Annotated in this window: 13 protein-coding genes; 5 read left to right on the forward strand and 8 right to left on the reverse strand. The window is 62.0% G+C overall.

Annotation, left to right across the window (positions count from 1 at the left end; translation table 11 throughout):
* The first annotated feature begins 35 nt into the window (after positions 1 to 35).
* Positions 36 to 1247, forward strand: a complete 1212-nt coding sequence (locus tag VNN55_08410; protein HWO57575.1) for an exo-alpha-sialidase — start codon at positions 36 to 38, stop codon at positions 1245 to 1247.
* Between the two features lie 25 nt (positions 1248 to 1272).
* Here the strand turns inward: VNN55_08410 and VNN55_08415 are convergent, their stop codons facing one another.
* Positions 1273 to 3198, reverse strand: coding sequence for a tetratricopeptide repeat protein (locus VNN55_08415; GenBank protein HWO57576.1), 1926 nt, complete (start codon positions 3196 to 3198; stop codon positions 1273 to 1275).
* Positions 3199 to 3458: 260 nt separating this feature from the next.
* Here VNN55_08415 and VNN55_08420 point away from each other — a divergent pair, with 260 nt between their 5' ends.
* From VNN55_08420 to VNN55_08430, 3 genes are read left to right on the forward strand one after another with little or no spacing between them, the layout of a single operon-like run.
* Positions 3459 to 3986 (forward strand): OmpH family outer membrane protein, encoded by a 528-nt coding sequence (locus VNN55_08420; GenBank protein HWO57577.1) that lies wholly within the window; start codon positions 3459 to 3461, stop codon positions 3984 to 3986.
* A 2-nt stretch (positions 3987 to 3988) separates the two neighbouring features.
* Entirely contained in the window at positions 3989 to 5320 is a 1332-nt protein-coding gene (locus tag VNN55_08425; GenBank protein HWO57578.1) for a nucleotide sugar dehydrogenase, read from the forward strand.
* An 8-nt stretch (positions 5321 to 5328) separates the two neighbouring features.
* Positions 5329 to 6414 carry an HNH endonuclease gene (locus VNN55_08430; protein ID HWO57579.1) on the forward strand — a complete coding sequence of 362 codons (1086 nt, stop codon included), beginning with the start codon at positions 5329 to 5331 and terminating at the stop codon, positions 6412 to 6414.
* On the opposite strand, the gene VNN55_08435 is transcribed toward VNN55_08430, so the two are convergent.
* The 7 genes from VNN55_08435 to VNN55_08465 form a co-directional block, all read right to left on the reverse strand.
* Positions 6383 to 6913: an outer membrane beta-barrel protein gene (locus tag VNN55_08435; protein ID HWO57580.1), complete on the reverse strand. Its 531-nt coding sequence runs from the start codon at positions 6911 to 6913 to the stop codon at positions 6383 to 6385. The genes VNN55_08430 and VNN55_08435 overlap by 32 nt on opposite strands.
* 249 nt (positions 6914 to 7162) lie before the next feature.
* Positions 7163 to 7645: a hypothetical protein gene (locus tag VNN55_08440; protein ID HWO57581.1), complete on the reverse strand. Its 483-nt coding sequence runs from the start codon at positions 7643 to 7645 to the stop codon at positions 7163 to 7165.
* 125 nt (positions 7646 to 7770) lie between these two features.
* Positions 7771 to 8601 carry a DUF4382 domain-containing protein gene (locus VNN55_08445; protein HWO57582.1) on the reverse strand — a complete coding sequence of 277 codons (831 nt, stop codon included), beginning with the start codon at positions 8599 to 8601 and terminating at the stop codon, positions 7771 to 7773.
* Between the two features lie 117 nt (positions 8602 to 8718).
* Complete coding sequence (locus tag VNN55_08450; protein HWO57583.1) at positions 8719 to 9267, reverse strand: outer membrane beta-barrel protein; 549 nt, start codon at positions 9265 to 9267, stop codon at positions 8719 to 8721.
* A 305-nt stretch (positions 9268 to 9572) separates the two neighbouring features.
* Positions 9573 to 10937: a dipeptidase gene (locus VNN55_08455; GenBank protein ID HWO57584.1), complete on the reverse strand. Its 1365-nt coding sequence runs from the start codon at positions 10935 to 10937 to the stop codon at positions 9573 to 9575.
* A 101-nt stretch (positions 10938 to 11038) separates the two neighbouring features.
* On the reverse strand, positions 11039 to 11908 hold the full coding sequence (locus VNN55_08460; GenBank protein ID HWO57585.1) for a DMT family transporter: 870 nt from the start codon (positions 11906 to 11908) through the stop codon (positions 11039 to 11041).
* 282 nt (positions 11909 to 12190) lie between these two features.
* On the reverse strand, positions 12191 to 12931 hold the full coding sequence (locus tag VNN55_08465) for an SDR family oxidoreductase (GenBank protein ID HWO57586.1): 741 nt from the start codon (positions 12929 to 12931) through the stop codon (positions 12191 to 12193).
* A 510-nt stretch (positions 12932 to 13441) separates the two neighbouring features.
* Here VNN55_08465 and VNN55_08470 point away from each other — a divergent pair.
* Complete coding sequence (locus VNN55_08470; GenBank protein ID HWO57587.1) at positions 13442 to 14044, forward strand: hypothetical protein; 603 nt, start codon at positions 13442 to 13444, stop codon at positions 14042 to 14044.
* The last annotated feature ends 52 nt before the right edge of the window (positions 14045 to 14096 follow it).

Raw genomic sequence — 14096 nt, forward strand, 5'->3', positions numbered from 1 at the left:
TCGTACCATCGTCCGGGGCAGGAAAGGGAATTGAAATGAGCCGGTATCTTGTGTTCATCGTCGCTGTCGTCTTGATCACGGCCGGGCGGGCGGGCGCGCAGTCCGAACTGCCGCTCAGCGTCATGGTGCGCGAGGTGGCTTCGCCGGCCGGGATCGGCACGGGCGAACCGAATTTGACGCGCGGGCTGGATGGATTCCTCTATATGAGTTGGATTCAGAAGAACCCCGACACCACGCACACGCTCTTTGTCGCCAAGTTCGACAGCGCCGGCTTCGAGCCGGCGCGTCCGGTGGCCACTGGCCGGGGCTGGTTTGTCAACTGGGCCGATTTCCCGGCGCTGGCGGTCGGACCCGGTGGACGGATGCTGGCCAGTTGGCTGCAGAAGAATGGCGGGGACACTTACGCCTACGGTGTCCGGCTCGCCTTCTCCTCCGACGGCGGCCGCCGCTGGTCGCCGCCCTTCATCCCCCACGAGGACAAGACCGAGACCGAGCATGGATTTGTCTCGATCGTGGCGCATCCGGATGGCGGGTTTGACGCCATCTGGCTCGACGGGCGCGAGATGGTCAAGCCCGATGGGCCGATGACACTGCGCGCGGCCCATATCGACGGCGACGGCAAGCTCGAAAGCGAGGCGTTGCTCGACGGACGTGTCTGCGACTGCTGTCAGACGGCGCTGGCGCGTGGCGCAAATGGCGCGCTGGTGGCGGCCTACCGTGATCGCAGCGATGCCGAGATCCGCGACATCGGATCGGTGCGCCGTCAGGGAGGACGCTGGTCGGAACCGATGAGCGTGCATGCCGACAACTGGAAGATCGCTGGCTGTCCGGTCAACGGACCGGCGCTGGACGCTTTGGACCAAACGGTGGTCGCGGCCTGGTTCACGATGGGCGCCAATGACTCCGCCCGTGTCTATGCGGCGTTTTCACGGGACGGCGGCGGATCGTTTGCCGCGCCGCTGCGTCTGGATCAAGGCAAGCCGTTGGGACGTGTGGATGTCGCGCTTCTGGACAAGGACCGCGCCGCTGTTCTTTGGTTGCAGCCGACCGGCGGGCAGACCAAAATCATGATGCGGGTGGTGACCGCCGACGGGCAGTTGCGGATGCCGACGACGGTAGCCGAGACCTCGGCCGACCGCGAGAGCGGGTTTCCGCGAATGGCGTACGATGGGTCACGGCTGATCGTGGCGTGGACCGACCCAGCCGCCGGACCGCGGGTGCGGACGATGGAATTGCGATTAGAGTGAAACGTCGGCGCGCCGGTCGCCGGGCTCAGGGCACCGGCAGGTTCTGCAGACGGCGCCGCGCTTCCTCCACGACCGGCGATGACTTGAAGTCAGTCAGGATAACCTGGTAGGCGACGCGCGCCTCGGTGGCGTTCCCCAGCGAGTCGGCGTAGACCTCGCCGATGCGCGCCCAGGCCCGCGGGACCATGAAACTCCCGGGAAATCGGGCAATCAGCGCGCGGTAGGAATCGATGGCGCGCTCGAAGGCGGCGGCGGACTCATAGACTTCGCCGGTGGAGTACTGGGCGACATCGGCCAGGCGGTTGGCGGAATCGGCGGCCAGCTGGCCGAAAGCGGCCAACGCCGAATCGCGCATCTCGCGGCGCAAAAACAGCAGCCCGGCGGCGAAACGGTTCAGCGACCAGTTCATCTCATCGCGGCCATCGGTGATGAGCGTGGTGTACTTGATGGCGTCGTTGACAAACAGCCCGCGCGGGAACTGCTTCATGAATTCCTTCATCTTGGTGGCGCAGCCGTCGTAGTCGCCCCGCAGAAAAAGCAATTCCGCCTGACGGAAGGCGATCTCCTCGCGCAGGGCCGGGGCGGGCGAGTTTCCCGCCTGCACAAACGCCGACTCGGCCCGGGCCAGGTCGCCGTGGTAGATTGCCAGCTCGCCGAGCCGCAGCCAGGCCGAGGTGCGTTCCAGCGAGCGTTCCGGCTGGCTGATGATCGCATTGAAGTAGGCGGCCGCCGAGTCCTTGTCGGGAGTGTAGCGGCGATAGACTTCGGCGATCTCGTAGTAGATGCGCAGCCGCTCCTGCATCACCGGGAACTGCGCCGCCAGCTTCTTGAGCATATCGACGGCGACGTCGGCGTTGCCGAGCGCCAATTCGGCGCGCGCCAGCGCCAGGTGCACGCGGAACAGGTCGGCGTGCGCCGGGTAGTCCTTGATGAACGCCAGCGCCTCGGTGCGCGCGATCGGGTACTTGCGGGTCTCGATGGCGCGTTCGATGCCGAACAGGCGGTGCTGGCCGGGCTGCTCGGAGAGGGCATCGGCGCGCCGGTACTCGGCGAAGGCCGAATCGATGCGTCCCGACTCCAGCAGCAGATCGCCATAGAGCCGGTGGGCGTATTCGTGCTTCGGATACGACTTGATGATGCGTTGCAGCGCCTCGGTGATCTGGGTGCCCGCCTCGGGGACTTTGATCAGGTTGGTGATGTATTTCTGGACGCTGCGCTGCGACTCGGGACGGGCGTTAAGCCAGCGGAAGTACTCCTCGACCGCGCCGGCGTATTCGCGGCGCGCCTCGAAAATGCGGGCCATGTCCTCGGCGAAGACGGTGGAATCGTGGAGCACCTGCCGGGCGCGGCGGTAGACTTCCAGCCCCTCGTTGGTGCGCGAGGCGCGCAGGTAGGTCTGCGCCGCGAGGTGGTGCCGCTCACGGTCCTGCGGGTCCGCGGCGAGCATCCGTTCGATGACCGCGCGGCCGGAATCGTTGAGATTGTCGGCAAAAAAGGCCTCGGCCAGATCGGCCTGGGCGATCGGGTCCTGCGGATTGACCTCGATCTGCTGGCGGATGATTGCGCGCATGCCGCGATAGTCCTTCAGCGATCGGTAGGCGCGCTTGAGCGCCTGGGCGATGGCCTCATCGGGACGGGTGGACAGTTCCTTGCGCCAGATCGGCAACAGGAAGTCGATCACATCCTGGTAGCGTCCCTGGCTGGAGAGCCGGTCGGCCTCCAGCAGTTCCTGACGGATACCGTTGCGTCCCACCCACTCAATCGACCCCGGCGGAAACTCGGCGGGATTGAGAGAATCGGTTGACGGCATCTGGATGACCGGCTGGGCGCGGCGGGCGGTATCGGGGATGATTTCAACGGCCTGAGCCGCGGCCCGCGTCGCGGGCAACAGCGCCGCCAACAGAAGGGCCAGACCTGTGAAGTGCGCCATGCGTGAAGTGGATTTTGTCATATCAGGTTCATCGTCTGCTGGGCCGCCGGGCTCCATCGGTTATGTGCCAGTTATAACCGTTGTGGTATAGACGGTTCCGCCGGCGGGCCGGTTCCCAAGATAACAGGAACATTCACGCTTCCGGAAGGGTCCATGCGATAACCGCTCGTGGGGGATTTGACCGGAGCGTTCTGCGCCGATATATTGGATAAACCGTTACCGGGCAGACAGGTATAGACACTGTCGGCGACGCGATCACCCCGTTGCCAGAGGGACAGAGGATGAAAAAGACGATTTTCACCGCGACTATGATGCTCGCGGCCATGACGTTGTGGCCGGGATCGGTGTCGGCGCAGACCAAGATCGGGACGGTGGATGTGCAAAAGGTCCGCAAGGACAACCCGGCGTTCAAGTCGGCGCTGCAGGAGATCGACGACATGGTCGCCGAGTTCGAGCGCCGGCGCGACCAGCGCCAGGCGGAATTGCAGGAATTGGCGGGCGAACTGCAATCGGCGCAGGACCGCAATCTCGCCGCCTCCGTCGACCGGTTGCGCGCCGAACTGCAGACCAAGAGCACGGAGTTTCAGCAGTTCATGGAGGAGAGTTTTGGCGAGGAAGGCATCATCGAGACCAAGTCGGCGGAACTGCTCGAACCGATCTACGCCAATCTGGCCGAGGCGGCCAAGACCGTCGCCAAGGCCCGGAGCCTTGATCTGATTCTCGATCTGGAACAAGTCAATCCACTCTTTGTCAGCGACGCGCTCGATGTCACCGATGCCGTGTTGGCCGAACTGGCCAAACTGAGGTAATGATGCCGACCACACAGACCGCCGCACGTTTGCCGCTGGAGCAAAAACTGCACGACCGCACCGCCAAGGTGGCGGTGATCGGACTGGGATATGTCGGTCTGCCGCTGGCGGTCGAAGTTGCCAAGTCCGGGCTGGACGTCATCGGCTACGAGATTTCCGAGAAGAAGGTCGCCAACGTCAACGCCGGGCACTCCGACATTGACGACATCGAGGATACGACGCTCGCGCCGCTGGTCAAGGCGGGCAAGATCAAGGCGACGCTCGATGCGGCGGCGTTGGCGGCCGCCGACTGCGTGGCCATCTGTGTCCCCACCCCGCTGTCAAAGACCAAGGACCCCGATGTCTCGTTTATCGTGACCGCGGTCGAGACGGTCAAGCCGCACCTGCACCGCGACATGCTGATTGTGCTGGAGTCGACCACCTACCCGGGAACCACCGAAGAGTTGATTCGCCCCAAGCTGGAAGAGACCGGACTCAAGTGCGGCATCGACTTCTACCTCGCTTTCTCGCCGGAGCGGGTCGATCCCGGCAATCCGAAATACGGCACGAGGAACACGCCGCGCATCGTGGGCGGCACGACCGCGCAGTGCACGCGGGTGGCCGAGGCCTTTTACTCGATCTTTCTGGACCATGTCGTGCCGGTCTCCTCGACGCAGGCGGCCGAGACGGTCAAGTTGCTGGAAAACACCTTCCGCTCGGTCAACATCGGGTTGGTCAACGAAGTGGCGCAGATGTGCGACCGGCTGAACCTCGATGTCTGGGAGATCATCGACGCGGCGGCGACCAAGCCGTTTGGCTTCATGCCCTTCTACCCCGGCCCCGGGCTGGGGGGGCATTGCATCCCGATCGATCCGCACTACTGGTCGTGGAAGCTCAAATCGCTGAACTACTACGCCCGGTTCATCGAGCTGGCCGGCGACATCAACTCACACATGCCGGAGTATGTGGTTGACCGGATCGCCCGCGCCCTGAATGAGGAAGGCAAGGCGCTGAAGGGATCGGAGATCCTCGTGCTGGGTGTCGCCTACAAACGCGATATCAGCGACGTGCGCGAAAGTCCGTCGTTGGATGTGATCCGTCTGTTGCATGTGCGCGGCGCGAAGGTCGCCTATGCCGACCCGCATGTGGCCAAGGTGAAGATGGAGGACGGCTCCTTCATGCACGCCATCGAGCCGACCGACGCGGCGCTGGCCAAGGCCGACTGCGTCGCCATCCTCACCGACCATTCCGCCTTCGACTACGCCCGCATCTGCGCCAAGGCGCGGATGGTCTTCGACTCACGCAACGCGACGAAGAATGTGCCGAAGGGCGTTGGAAAGATCTGGAAGTTGTAGGAGCACGCATGGAGATACAGCATTGCCAGCTCGAATTCTATGACAGCACGTCCGCCTGTATCTTCTGTTCCACTCCACTAACTCCTGAGAACTCCTCGCGGGACCATGTCTTTCCAGAGGTTATTGGCGGCAGGTTGACCGTTCGCATGACCTGCAGAACCTGCAATTCTGCATTTGGGATTTCCTTCGACAGCGATCTCAGAAAGAATGGATATGTCCACGCAGCAATACAAGCACTTGGATTATCAGATGCCTCACGCCATCTCATAGGGCAAAGAATGAGTTGGGAGTCAGAACAGGGTCACTCGGGAAGACTCGGAGTTCCACGGGGCTATACTAAACCTGTCATAATTCCTTCGCTACAGCCAGACGGCTCGGTAATCGCAGATGAAGAATTCTTCATAAAAGAAAAGTCGAAGGAATTACGGGGAAGAGGATGGTCTGAGGAGCACATCAGAACTGCTTTTGTCGAAAAGGTCAGAACTGCACCCATTGGGATCGCTATACCATTGATGGAGCCAGACGGAAACGTGATAGAATCGATCGTCCGTCACAGTTCGCGACTTACGTTATACTACGACGACATGAACGCCCCTATCCGGTTCGCTTTGATTTCGAAAATCGCTCTCGAGCTTTATCTGGCATTTGGATTTGGCTTCGTATCCAGATTCGATACTCGCGAGTTGATCGATGCAATTCGTATGAATGACCCAACGCCCTTCTGCATTGTCACACCAGCCATAGACAGAGAGAAGTCGGTTTATGACCTGCACTACTGCCCGTTTCACTACGCAGCCTTCGCCGTGTTGCAACAAACTGCAGTGGCTTCCATCGGTCTGTTTGGAGTGCTAAACTACGCGATCGCATTGGGAAAGACATTAGATTCCGTGAATGGTGACTGGAACTCCGAGTTCTGGGCGTTCCCCGTTGCATCAACGGATTCGTCCGCTGAGATTACCAGACTAAGACTTCCCCCGTCGCTCCTTGCGATTGAAATCGCAAGAATGGAAGAAGTGGCAGGAATGTACCGAAACGGATATCGTAATTCGCAAACGGCAGCCCTTACTTCAGGTACACAATCAGCCCCGCGCTGATCGCATACCCGTCCGCATCGAACTTCCCCACCGCCTCCGGGAGATCGTCGAAGTTGTAATCAATGAACTGGTAGCGAATGTCGGCGGTGAACTTAAGCAGCGGGACAATCGGCGCCTCGATCCCGCCGCCTAAGTGGAAGCCCAGCTGCGTGTCGGTGGATTCGTCGCTGTCCGTCTCCAGCGTGGTCCGATAGAGCCCGACGCCGGCCAGCCCGTAGGCGACCGGAATCGGATAGAGCATCAGACTGGCGGTGATCGGCGTTGCGCGCAGATGGGAGCCATCGTTGAGTTCCTCGTCGCGGAAGTCGATGGCCCCCTCGATGCCCAGGACCATGGCCTGGCGCAGGCGCACCATGACACCGAACATGTCGGAGTTGTCCTCGATGCCGTTGTTGTGGACATAGCTGTAGCGGGCGCCGATGCCGACACCGCCCTGCGCCGGCGACGCGGCAGCCAGACAGACCGCCGACATCGCAATCAGAATCCATCCACGTTTCATCGCGCCTCACTTCGCGGGTTCTCCCCTCCCTATGGGAGAGGGCGGGTGCGGCTGAAGCGCACGATCATCAGCCGGCCCTCGATCCAGCACGCTCGCGGCAATTCGGATCGTCCTCTCCCAGAGGGCGGGGAGTCCCGCCCATGTCAGGTCCCGGGGCGAAGGCGCCGTGCCGCGGATCCGTGGCCTGGCATGTCACGTCTCCCGTGCGATGACCCTCCTTCGCCCAGGACCGCCCCCCAATCGGGGCGATTAATGGCGGAAGGTCCAACCGACCGTCCATTTCAGATCGGGCGAATCGGTCAGGCCGAAGCGCACCTCGGTGAGGAACCGTCCTCCCGACGACAAGTTGCGCTCGATACCGCCGACCAGATTCAAGCCGGCGTCCAGGTCGGAATCGTCGCGGCCAAACCGGTCGTTGTCCCAATCCACCATATTGGCGCCGGGCCCGCCGCCCAGATAGGGCCGCCACGCGCCGGGATTGGTGCTGAACAGGTAGAGAAAATCGAAGTTGAACGCCGCCACGGTCAGGTTGTCGCCGATGCCCAGTTCGAAGTTCGGCTGAAAACGCAGGGCGTCGGCCAGGTAACCGGCGTCGACATGCGCGCCGAAGTGCACCTGATCGGGATCGATCGTCAACCCGAAGCGCGGGCCCCAGCCGGCGGCGTCAGCCGGCGTCGCGATTGCCACCCCGGCCACAACCGCCGCCAACATCAGGTAGATCCATCTTCGCATAAAGCCTCCCTTCGCTAATGTCCGTGCCATCCACGCCCGGCCTCCCGATGGCCGATTCACCGTCCGTCACCTGCGGCCGTGCGTCGGTCAGCGGGAGAGCACGGGGCCGTGGATGATGCCTCAACTCAGAGCGTAACTTGAATCGACGTCGCGGTGACCACCCCGGTCTCCAGATCAATGGTTCCGACGATGTCGACCGTCGAGCCGGTCAGCAACGACGCCAGCGGGATGGCCAGCCCGCCGACGGCCAGGATTTCGGTTTCGGAATCGGTCAGCACCGTGATCGTCGTATCCGATTCGGCCCCGGAGGTGGTCACGGTGACGATCCCGGTGCCGAGATCGACCGACGAGATCACCGCGCCATCGATGATGATCTGCGCGTCGCCGTCCGTGTCGCCGTCGACGAAGATCTGCGGCCGCAGGATGTAGCGGCCGTTGCCGGTCTGGTTGATCTGGATCGAATTGTCGAGGTCCAGATCGAGACTGATAACGGTCACCTCGTTGCCGACGACGATCAAGTTTCCCTGGGTGTTGATGTCCACATGGCCATTGGCGACCAGATGAATATCCTCACCGGCAAAGACGCTGTCATCGTCGCGCACGAATTCCGGATCGGAGACCTGGAAGCGGATTTTCGAGTACGACCCCGCCGCCACCTCGGCGGCCGCGAGGACCTGCGCGACCGAATCCAGCGCGAGGAAATCCATCCGCACTGCGTTGTCGAGCACGACCTCGCCGCCGGCGGCGCTGTCGGCGTCGGCGCCGATCATTGTCACCGACTCGACCGTGAGCCAGACCTCCTTGAAGTCATCCACCGGCGCATCGTGCATCAACAGCACCATCTTCCCCTGCGCGCCGTTGTTGCCGACCCCGTTGTCGTCGTCGCCGCACCCGGCCGCGGCGAAGGCCGCGATCAGGAGCACAACAACGCTCCACTGCCAACGATTGTTGATCATGCAATCACTCCTTCCCCCGCGATTGCCCAATGTCCACACACCCCGTGCCGGCGGTCCCGGATTCGCCGGGGGCGCGCCGGCGATGCGTCGGCGCGCCCGGATGACACGTCGTAAGCCCTATTTGAGGTAAATGAGAAGACCGCCGTTGAGCGAGAACGCGTCGGCATCGACGTTGCCAATGCTCGACGGGATGTCATCGAATTCGTAGTCCACAAAGTGGTAACGGAAGTCGCCGGTCAGCGCCAGGCTGGGCGCCACCGGCAGCTCGAGGCCGGCGCCCAGATGGTAGCCCAGTTGCGTGTCGGTCTGGTCCTCAAAGAGCGACTCATCGGCAAAGTCCAGCGTCGAGTTGTACCAGCCCAGCCCCGCCATCGCATAAGCGACCGGAATCGGGTAGACCATGAGACTGGCGGTCACCGGCCAGGTCTTCAACTCGACATCGCCCCCCATGTCCTCGTTGCGGTAATCCACCGCGCCTTCGACGCCGATGTAGCGTCCGCGCAGACGGGCCATGACACCGAGCATCCCGGATTCCTCATCGGTCTCCTGGTTGCGCACCCAACTGTAGTGGGCGCCCAGGCCCAATCCGCCGGGTTGCGCCGCCGCCACATCGACCAGCAGGAGCGCGAGCAGTCCCGCCAACATGACGTATTTGGTACGTGGCATCGTCGTCCTCCTTTCGAATGCGTGTCTGATCACAACGGAAGCGTGGCGCCAAACTTGACTACTGGTACACCGCCGCCGCCCCACGGTTCGCCCCAAACCCAAACAACGTTCATGCCAAAACGGCCCAAGACGCAATCCGGACTGGAAAAGACTTGAATGTCATTGGGATAAACGCGTTGATCTGCTTTTGCACAAGCGCAGCGGAGTCATGGAAAAATAGGGACGGGTGGACCGATTGGGCCAATCGGGACAATAAAAAGAGCCGGCGCGGTCGCGCCGGCTCTGTGTGATTCGTGCATGTGGCCTTACGCGGTCAGTTCAGAAAGCAGATAGGCCGCGGTCTTGATGCCGCGCTGGTAATCTTCCAGCGAGAACTTCTCGTTCGGTGAATGCAGCGCATCATCGGGCAGACCATAGCCGACCAGAAGCGCCGAGACACCGAGGACATTCTTGAAGGTCTCGACCACCGGGATCGATCCACCGGCGCGCATGAGCACGGTCTTGGCGGCAAAGGCCTTTTCCATCGCGCCGCGCACCTTGGCCAGCGCGGGCGAGTCGGTCGGCACGACCACCGGACGGGCCATGCCGTAGTTTTCGCAGCGCACGGTCACACCGGGAGGCGCGATCGACTTGATATAGGCCTCGAAGGCGGCGCGAATCTTGGCCGGATCCTGATTGGGAACCAGGCGCATCGAAATCTTGGCGGAGGCCTCGGCGCCGATCACCGTCTTGGCGCCCACACCCTGGTAGCCGGCCTTGAGGCCGTTGACGTCGCAGGTCGGGCGCGCCCAGAGCCGCTCCAAGACGGTAAATCCCTTCTCGCCCGACAGCGCGTTGACGTCGAGGTGTTTCATGTACTCGGCCTCATTGAACGGCAGACGGGCAAACTCGGCGCGCTCGGCGGCGGTCAGCTCGACCACATCATCATAGAAGCCGGGAATGGCGACCCTGCCGGTCTCTGGGTCGTGCAGTTTGGCGATCATCCCGGCCAGGGCGTTGGCGGGGTTGGTCACCGCGCCGCCATACTCGCCCGAATGCAGGTCCATCTTCGGCCCGCGCACAAACACTTCCATGTAGCAGATGCCGCGCAGACCGTAGCAGATCGCCGGGTACCCCTTGGCGAACTGCGCGGTGTCGGAGACGACGATCTGGTCGCACTTGAGCAGCGCGGCGTTTTCCTTGATGAAGGTCTCGAGATTGTGCGAGGTGACTTCCTCTTCCCCTTCGATCAGGAATTTGATGTTGACCGGCGCGGAGCCGTTGGCCTGCAGCCAGGCCTCGACACCCAGCACATTGGCGAGAAACTGACCCTTGTCGTCGGCCGCGCCGCGGGCGTAGACGTTGCCGTCGCGCACGGTCGGCTCGAAGGGCGGCGTCTTCCACTGGTCGAGCGGATCGGGCGGCTGGACATCGTAGTGGCCATAGAAAAGGACGGTCGGCTTGCCGGGCGCCTTCATCCATTCGCCATAGACGATCGGGTGGCCGGGGATCTCATAGAGGCGGGCGGTCATGCCCATCGATTCGAGTTTCTTTTTGGTCCACTCGGCGGCCTTGCGGCAATCCTCCTTGTGTTCCGGGTCGGCCGAGACCGACGGAATCCGCAGGAGGGCGAACAGCTCGTCCTGATAACGCTTCTGGTTCTTGTCAATGTGGGCAATGACCTTTTCCATCGGGATCTCTCCTATCGCGTGACACGGTGAATGCGAATCGAATTGTGCGCGCCGGCCGCGGCGCGGTGCGGCTGCCACAGAAGGGCGGGCCCGGAAGCGCCCTATCCCCGCTCGGTCAGCACGACGCCAACGATAACCAAGATTCCCCCCACGATCAACCGGGGCCCGATGGTTTCACCAAGCAGGATGTAGGACATGATCGCGGTGAAGATCGGCTGGAGGTTGTTAAAAACTGACACTTTTGTCGCCTCCAGACGTCCCAGGGCCCAGAACCAGATGGAGTAGCAGACAACGGACGTGCCAATCGCGATGTAGGCCAGCGATCCCCAGCCGCGAATGCTGATGGTTTCCGGATCAAATCGGGTAAAGGTGACAAAACCGATCGGGGCAAAGAGCACGGTGCCAATGATGATGGCAATCGCGGTCAAGTGGATGGCGCCATACTTGTTGACCAGCGTCTTGCCCAGCACGGTGTAAAGCGCCCAGGCGATCACCGCCAAGAGGATGAGCAGGTCGCCAAACAACGCCTTGAAGGACCACTCCATGCCGGCGTGCACGATCACGGTGGCCACACCGACGAAGGTGATCGGCACCCCCAGCTTTTTCAGTGTCGTCGCCTTCTCCCCGATCAGGGGGATGGCAAAGAGGAAGACCAGCACCGGCGTGGCGCCATAGAGCAGCGCGGCATGGGTGGGAGTGGTGAACTTCAGGCCGTAGAGGAAGAACGCCTGATTGGCGACCACGGCGAGAAAGCCGAGGAGGACAAGCATCTTCCAGTCGGCGCGGTCGATGGGGCGGCGTCCGGGCCAGAGGCGATGGATCAGGTAGAGACCGGCCGACGCGATGACAAAGCGCAGAAAAGCGAGTGTTAACGGTGGGAATTCGACCAGCGCCCACTTGGCGGCCAGAAAGGTGCCGGAGGCCAGGACCTGCTCGACAATCAGAATGAAGTAAACCCAGCCCAGCGTCATGTCAGCCCCGGCGAATGCGAGTATATCGGCGCAAAGTAGCGGTGACGCAACGAGTTTGTCGATCGTTGATGGATAAGTAACGAGATGCCGTCACAGTCTTGACATGGTAGACTCACGAGTCGGGTTGGTGGGAGATTCTGCGGATTGCTTCGCGCGACAGACGCTTCTTCGCGATGACGGTGAGGTGGCCTCCCATCGCTGGGCCGTCAGTGCGAAGCGCCCCGATTCGCCGAAGGCGAATCGGGGCGTTGAAGCAATCCCTGTTTCCGCGGCGATGCCTGCTTAGGACATCGAATAGCCACCGTCGACAATCAGAATCTGCCCGGTGATCCAGCGGGCAGCGTCGCTGCAGAGAAAGACCACCACCTCGGCGACTTCGTCGGGGGTACCGACGCGGCCGAAGGGCGTGCGCCGCACGACTTCCTTGAGCATGTCATCGTAGTTGGGAAAGATCTTGAGCGCGTCGGTGTCGATGAACCCACCCGAGACGCAGTTGACGTTGATGCGACGGGAGGCCAGTTCATGCGCCAGATAGCGGGTGAGCGCCTCGATGGCGGCCTTTGAGATGCCGATGGCCGAGTATCCGGGGATATAGCGGTGCGAACCCAGCGAGGACAGCGAGACAATCTTACCGCCGTCGGGCATCATCGGCACCGCCCGCTGAGCGCAGAACAAGAGCGCCTCGGCGTTGGTGTGCAACGACAGATCCCAGGCACGTTCGTCGACATCCAGGACATTGGCGTAGATGCCCAACGCAGCGTTGGAGATCAGAATATCGACCCGACCGAACCGCTCGGCGACCTCATCGAAGAGCTTCTGGTGGAATTCCTTGTTGGCGATGTTGCCGCGCACGGCATGGGCCTGGACTCCATAGCTCTGCAGTTCGGAGACGGTTTCGGCAGCAGCGGTCCGGGAGCGGAAGTAGTTCACGACGACATTGGCGCCCCGTTGGGCCAGTTTGCGAGCCACACACCGGCCGATCCCCTTGGTGCCGCCGGTGACCACGGCGATCTTTCCGGACAGATCATGTGGACTTTTGGACTCAGGCAAGGTTGTCATGGGCGACAATGAAACGCTCCCAGGAGGCGCCTACAACTGCTTTTCAGTAACCATCTGCCGGACAATCACTTCCAGAACAACGGACGCTGCGGCAGGTTGTGACAGTCATAAATGGGACGCTTGTGAAAGATTTTCCTTGCAATTGGATTTTGGGGGTGTATCTAAGGCCGTCCATAAGGCGTTCTTCTCGCCCGTTGGCGGTGCTGGATGGCTCGCGACGGCAGAAGAGACGCCGAAACGATGAACGGCTAAGCACCTTACCGCCCCTAACTCCCAGGTTTGGCCCAGGCTCGCTGCACGGCGGGTCTCTTTTTTTGGGGGAGGAAGGCACGGAAAACGACCGGGAGATGGTAAAAGGAGCAATCCTGATTGCGGTCGACAGCGAGGAATCCAGGAAGTAAGTAGGAAGTAACAAAGAGAGAGAGTAAACCGAAGGGGGGCCCGTTGCGACGGAGCCCTGATGGAGGAGGAAATATGAAGAAGACGTTCCGCATGCTCTTGGTGCTGCCGATTCTGGTGGCCCTGATCGCTGGCTGTTCGAAGCCGCCGGAGATGGAGATGGCGGCCGCGGACCAGGCGATGCAGGCGGCCCAGGCGACGCAGGCTTCGAAGTATGCGCCGGCGGACTGGCAGATGGCCAATGACACCCTGCAGGCCGCCAAGGCAGAGAAAGCGGCGCAGGACGGCCGGTTCGCCCTGTTCCGCTCGTATGGCAAGTCCAAGGCCATGTTCGAGAAGGCCACCGCCCTCATGAACACCGCGGCGACCAACGCCAAGGCCGAGATGGAGAGGGTCCGCAAGGAGACCGAGGAAATGCTCAACATGGTCCGCACCGAGCTGGATTCGACCGCGGCTATGGTGGCCAACGCCCCGGTCGGCAAGGACACCAAGGCTGAGATCGAGCTCATGAAGCAGGATCTGACCGCGTTGCAGCAGATGCTCTCCGAGGCGCAGGCCGATTGGAGCCGCAACAACTTTGACGGCGCCAAGAGCAAGGCAACGACCATCCGCGACCGCATGAACACGATGAAGACCACGCTGGAAGCGGCGATGGCCAAGCGCGGCAAGAAGCGCTAACGTATTATAGGGAGCATTGTTACGCTCCCGGCAAACAACGACGACGGCCGTC

The sequence above is a fragment of the bacterium genome (assembly GCA_035559435.1).
Classification (GTDB): Bacteria; Zixibacteria; MSB-5A5; order WJJR01; family WJJR01; genus JACQFV01.

Excerpts from the sequence above, each read along its gene's own strand:
- VNN55_08410 (HWO57575.1), top strand. The coding sequence starts at position 36 with ATGAGCCGGTATCTTGTGTTCATCGTCGCTGTCGTCTTGATCACGGCC.
- VNN55_08415 (HWO57576.1), bottom strand. The coding sequence starts at position 3,198 with ATGACAAAATCCACTTCACGCATGGCGCACTTCACAGGTCTGGCCCTT.
- VNN55_08420 (HWO57577.1), top strand. The coding sequence starts at position 3,459 with ATGAAAAAGACGATTTTCACCGCGACTATGATGCTCGCGGCCATGACG.
- VNN55_08425 (HWO57578.1), top strand. The coding sequence starts at position 3,989 with ATGCCGACCACACAGACCGCCGCACGTTTGCCGCTGGAGCAAAAACTG.
- VNN55_08430 (HWO57579.1), top strand. The coding sequence starts at position 5,329 with ATGGAGATACAGCATTGCCAGCTCGAATTCTATGACAGCACGTCCGCC.
- VNN55_08435 (HWO57580.1), bottom strand. The coding sequence starts at position 6,913 with ATGAAACGTGGATGGATTCTGATTGCGATGTCGGCGGTCTGTCTGGCT.
- VNN55_08440 (HWO57581.1), bottom strand. The coding sequence starts at position 7,645 with ATGCGAAGATGGATCTACCTGATGTTGGCGGCGGTTGTGGCCGGGGTG.
- VNN55_08445 (HWO57582.1), bottom strand. The coding sequence starts at position 8,601 with ATGATCAACAATCGTTGGCAGTGGAGCGTTGTTGTGCTCCTGATCGCG.
- VNN55_08450 (HWO57583.1), bottom strand. The coding sequence starts at position 9,267 with ATGCCACGTACCAAATACGTCATGTTGGCGGGACTGCTCGCGCTCCTG.
- VNN55_08455 (HWO57584.1), bottom strand. The coding sequence starts at position 10,937 with ATGGAAAAGGTCATTGCCCACATTGACAAGAACCAGAAGCGTTATCAG.
- VNN55_08460 (HWO57585.1), bottom strand. The coding sequence starts at position 11,908 with ATGACGCTGGGCTGGGTTTACTTCATTCTGATTGTCGAGCAGGTCCTG.
- VNN55_08470 (HWO57587.1), top strand. The coding sequence starts at position 13,442 with ATGAAGAAGACGTTCCGCATGCTCTTGGTGCTGCCGATTCTGGTGGCC.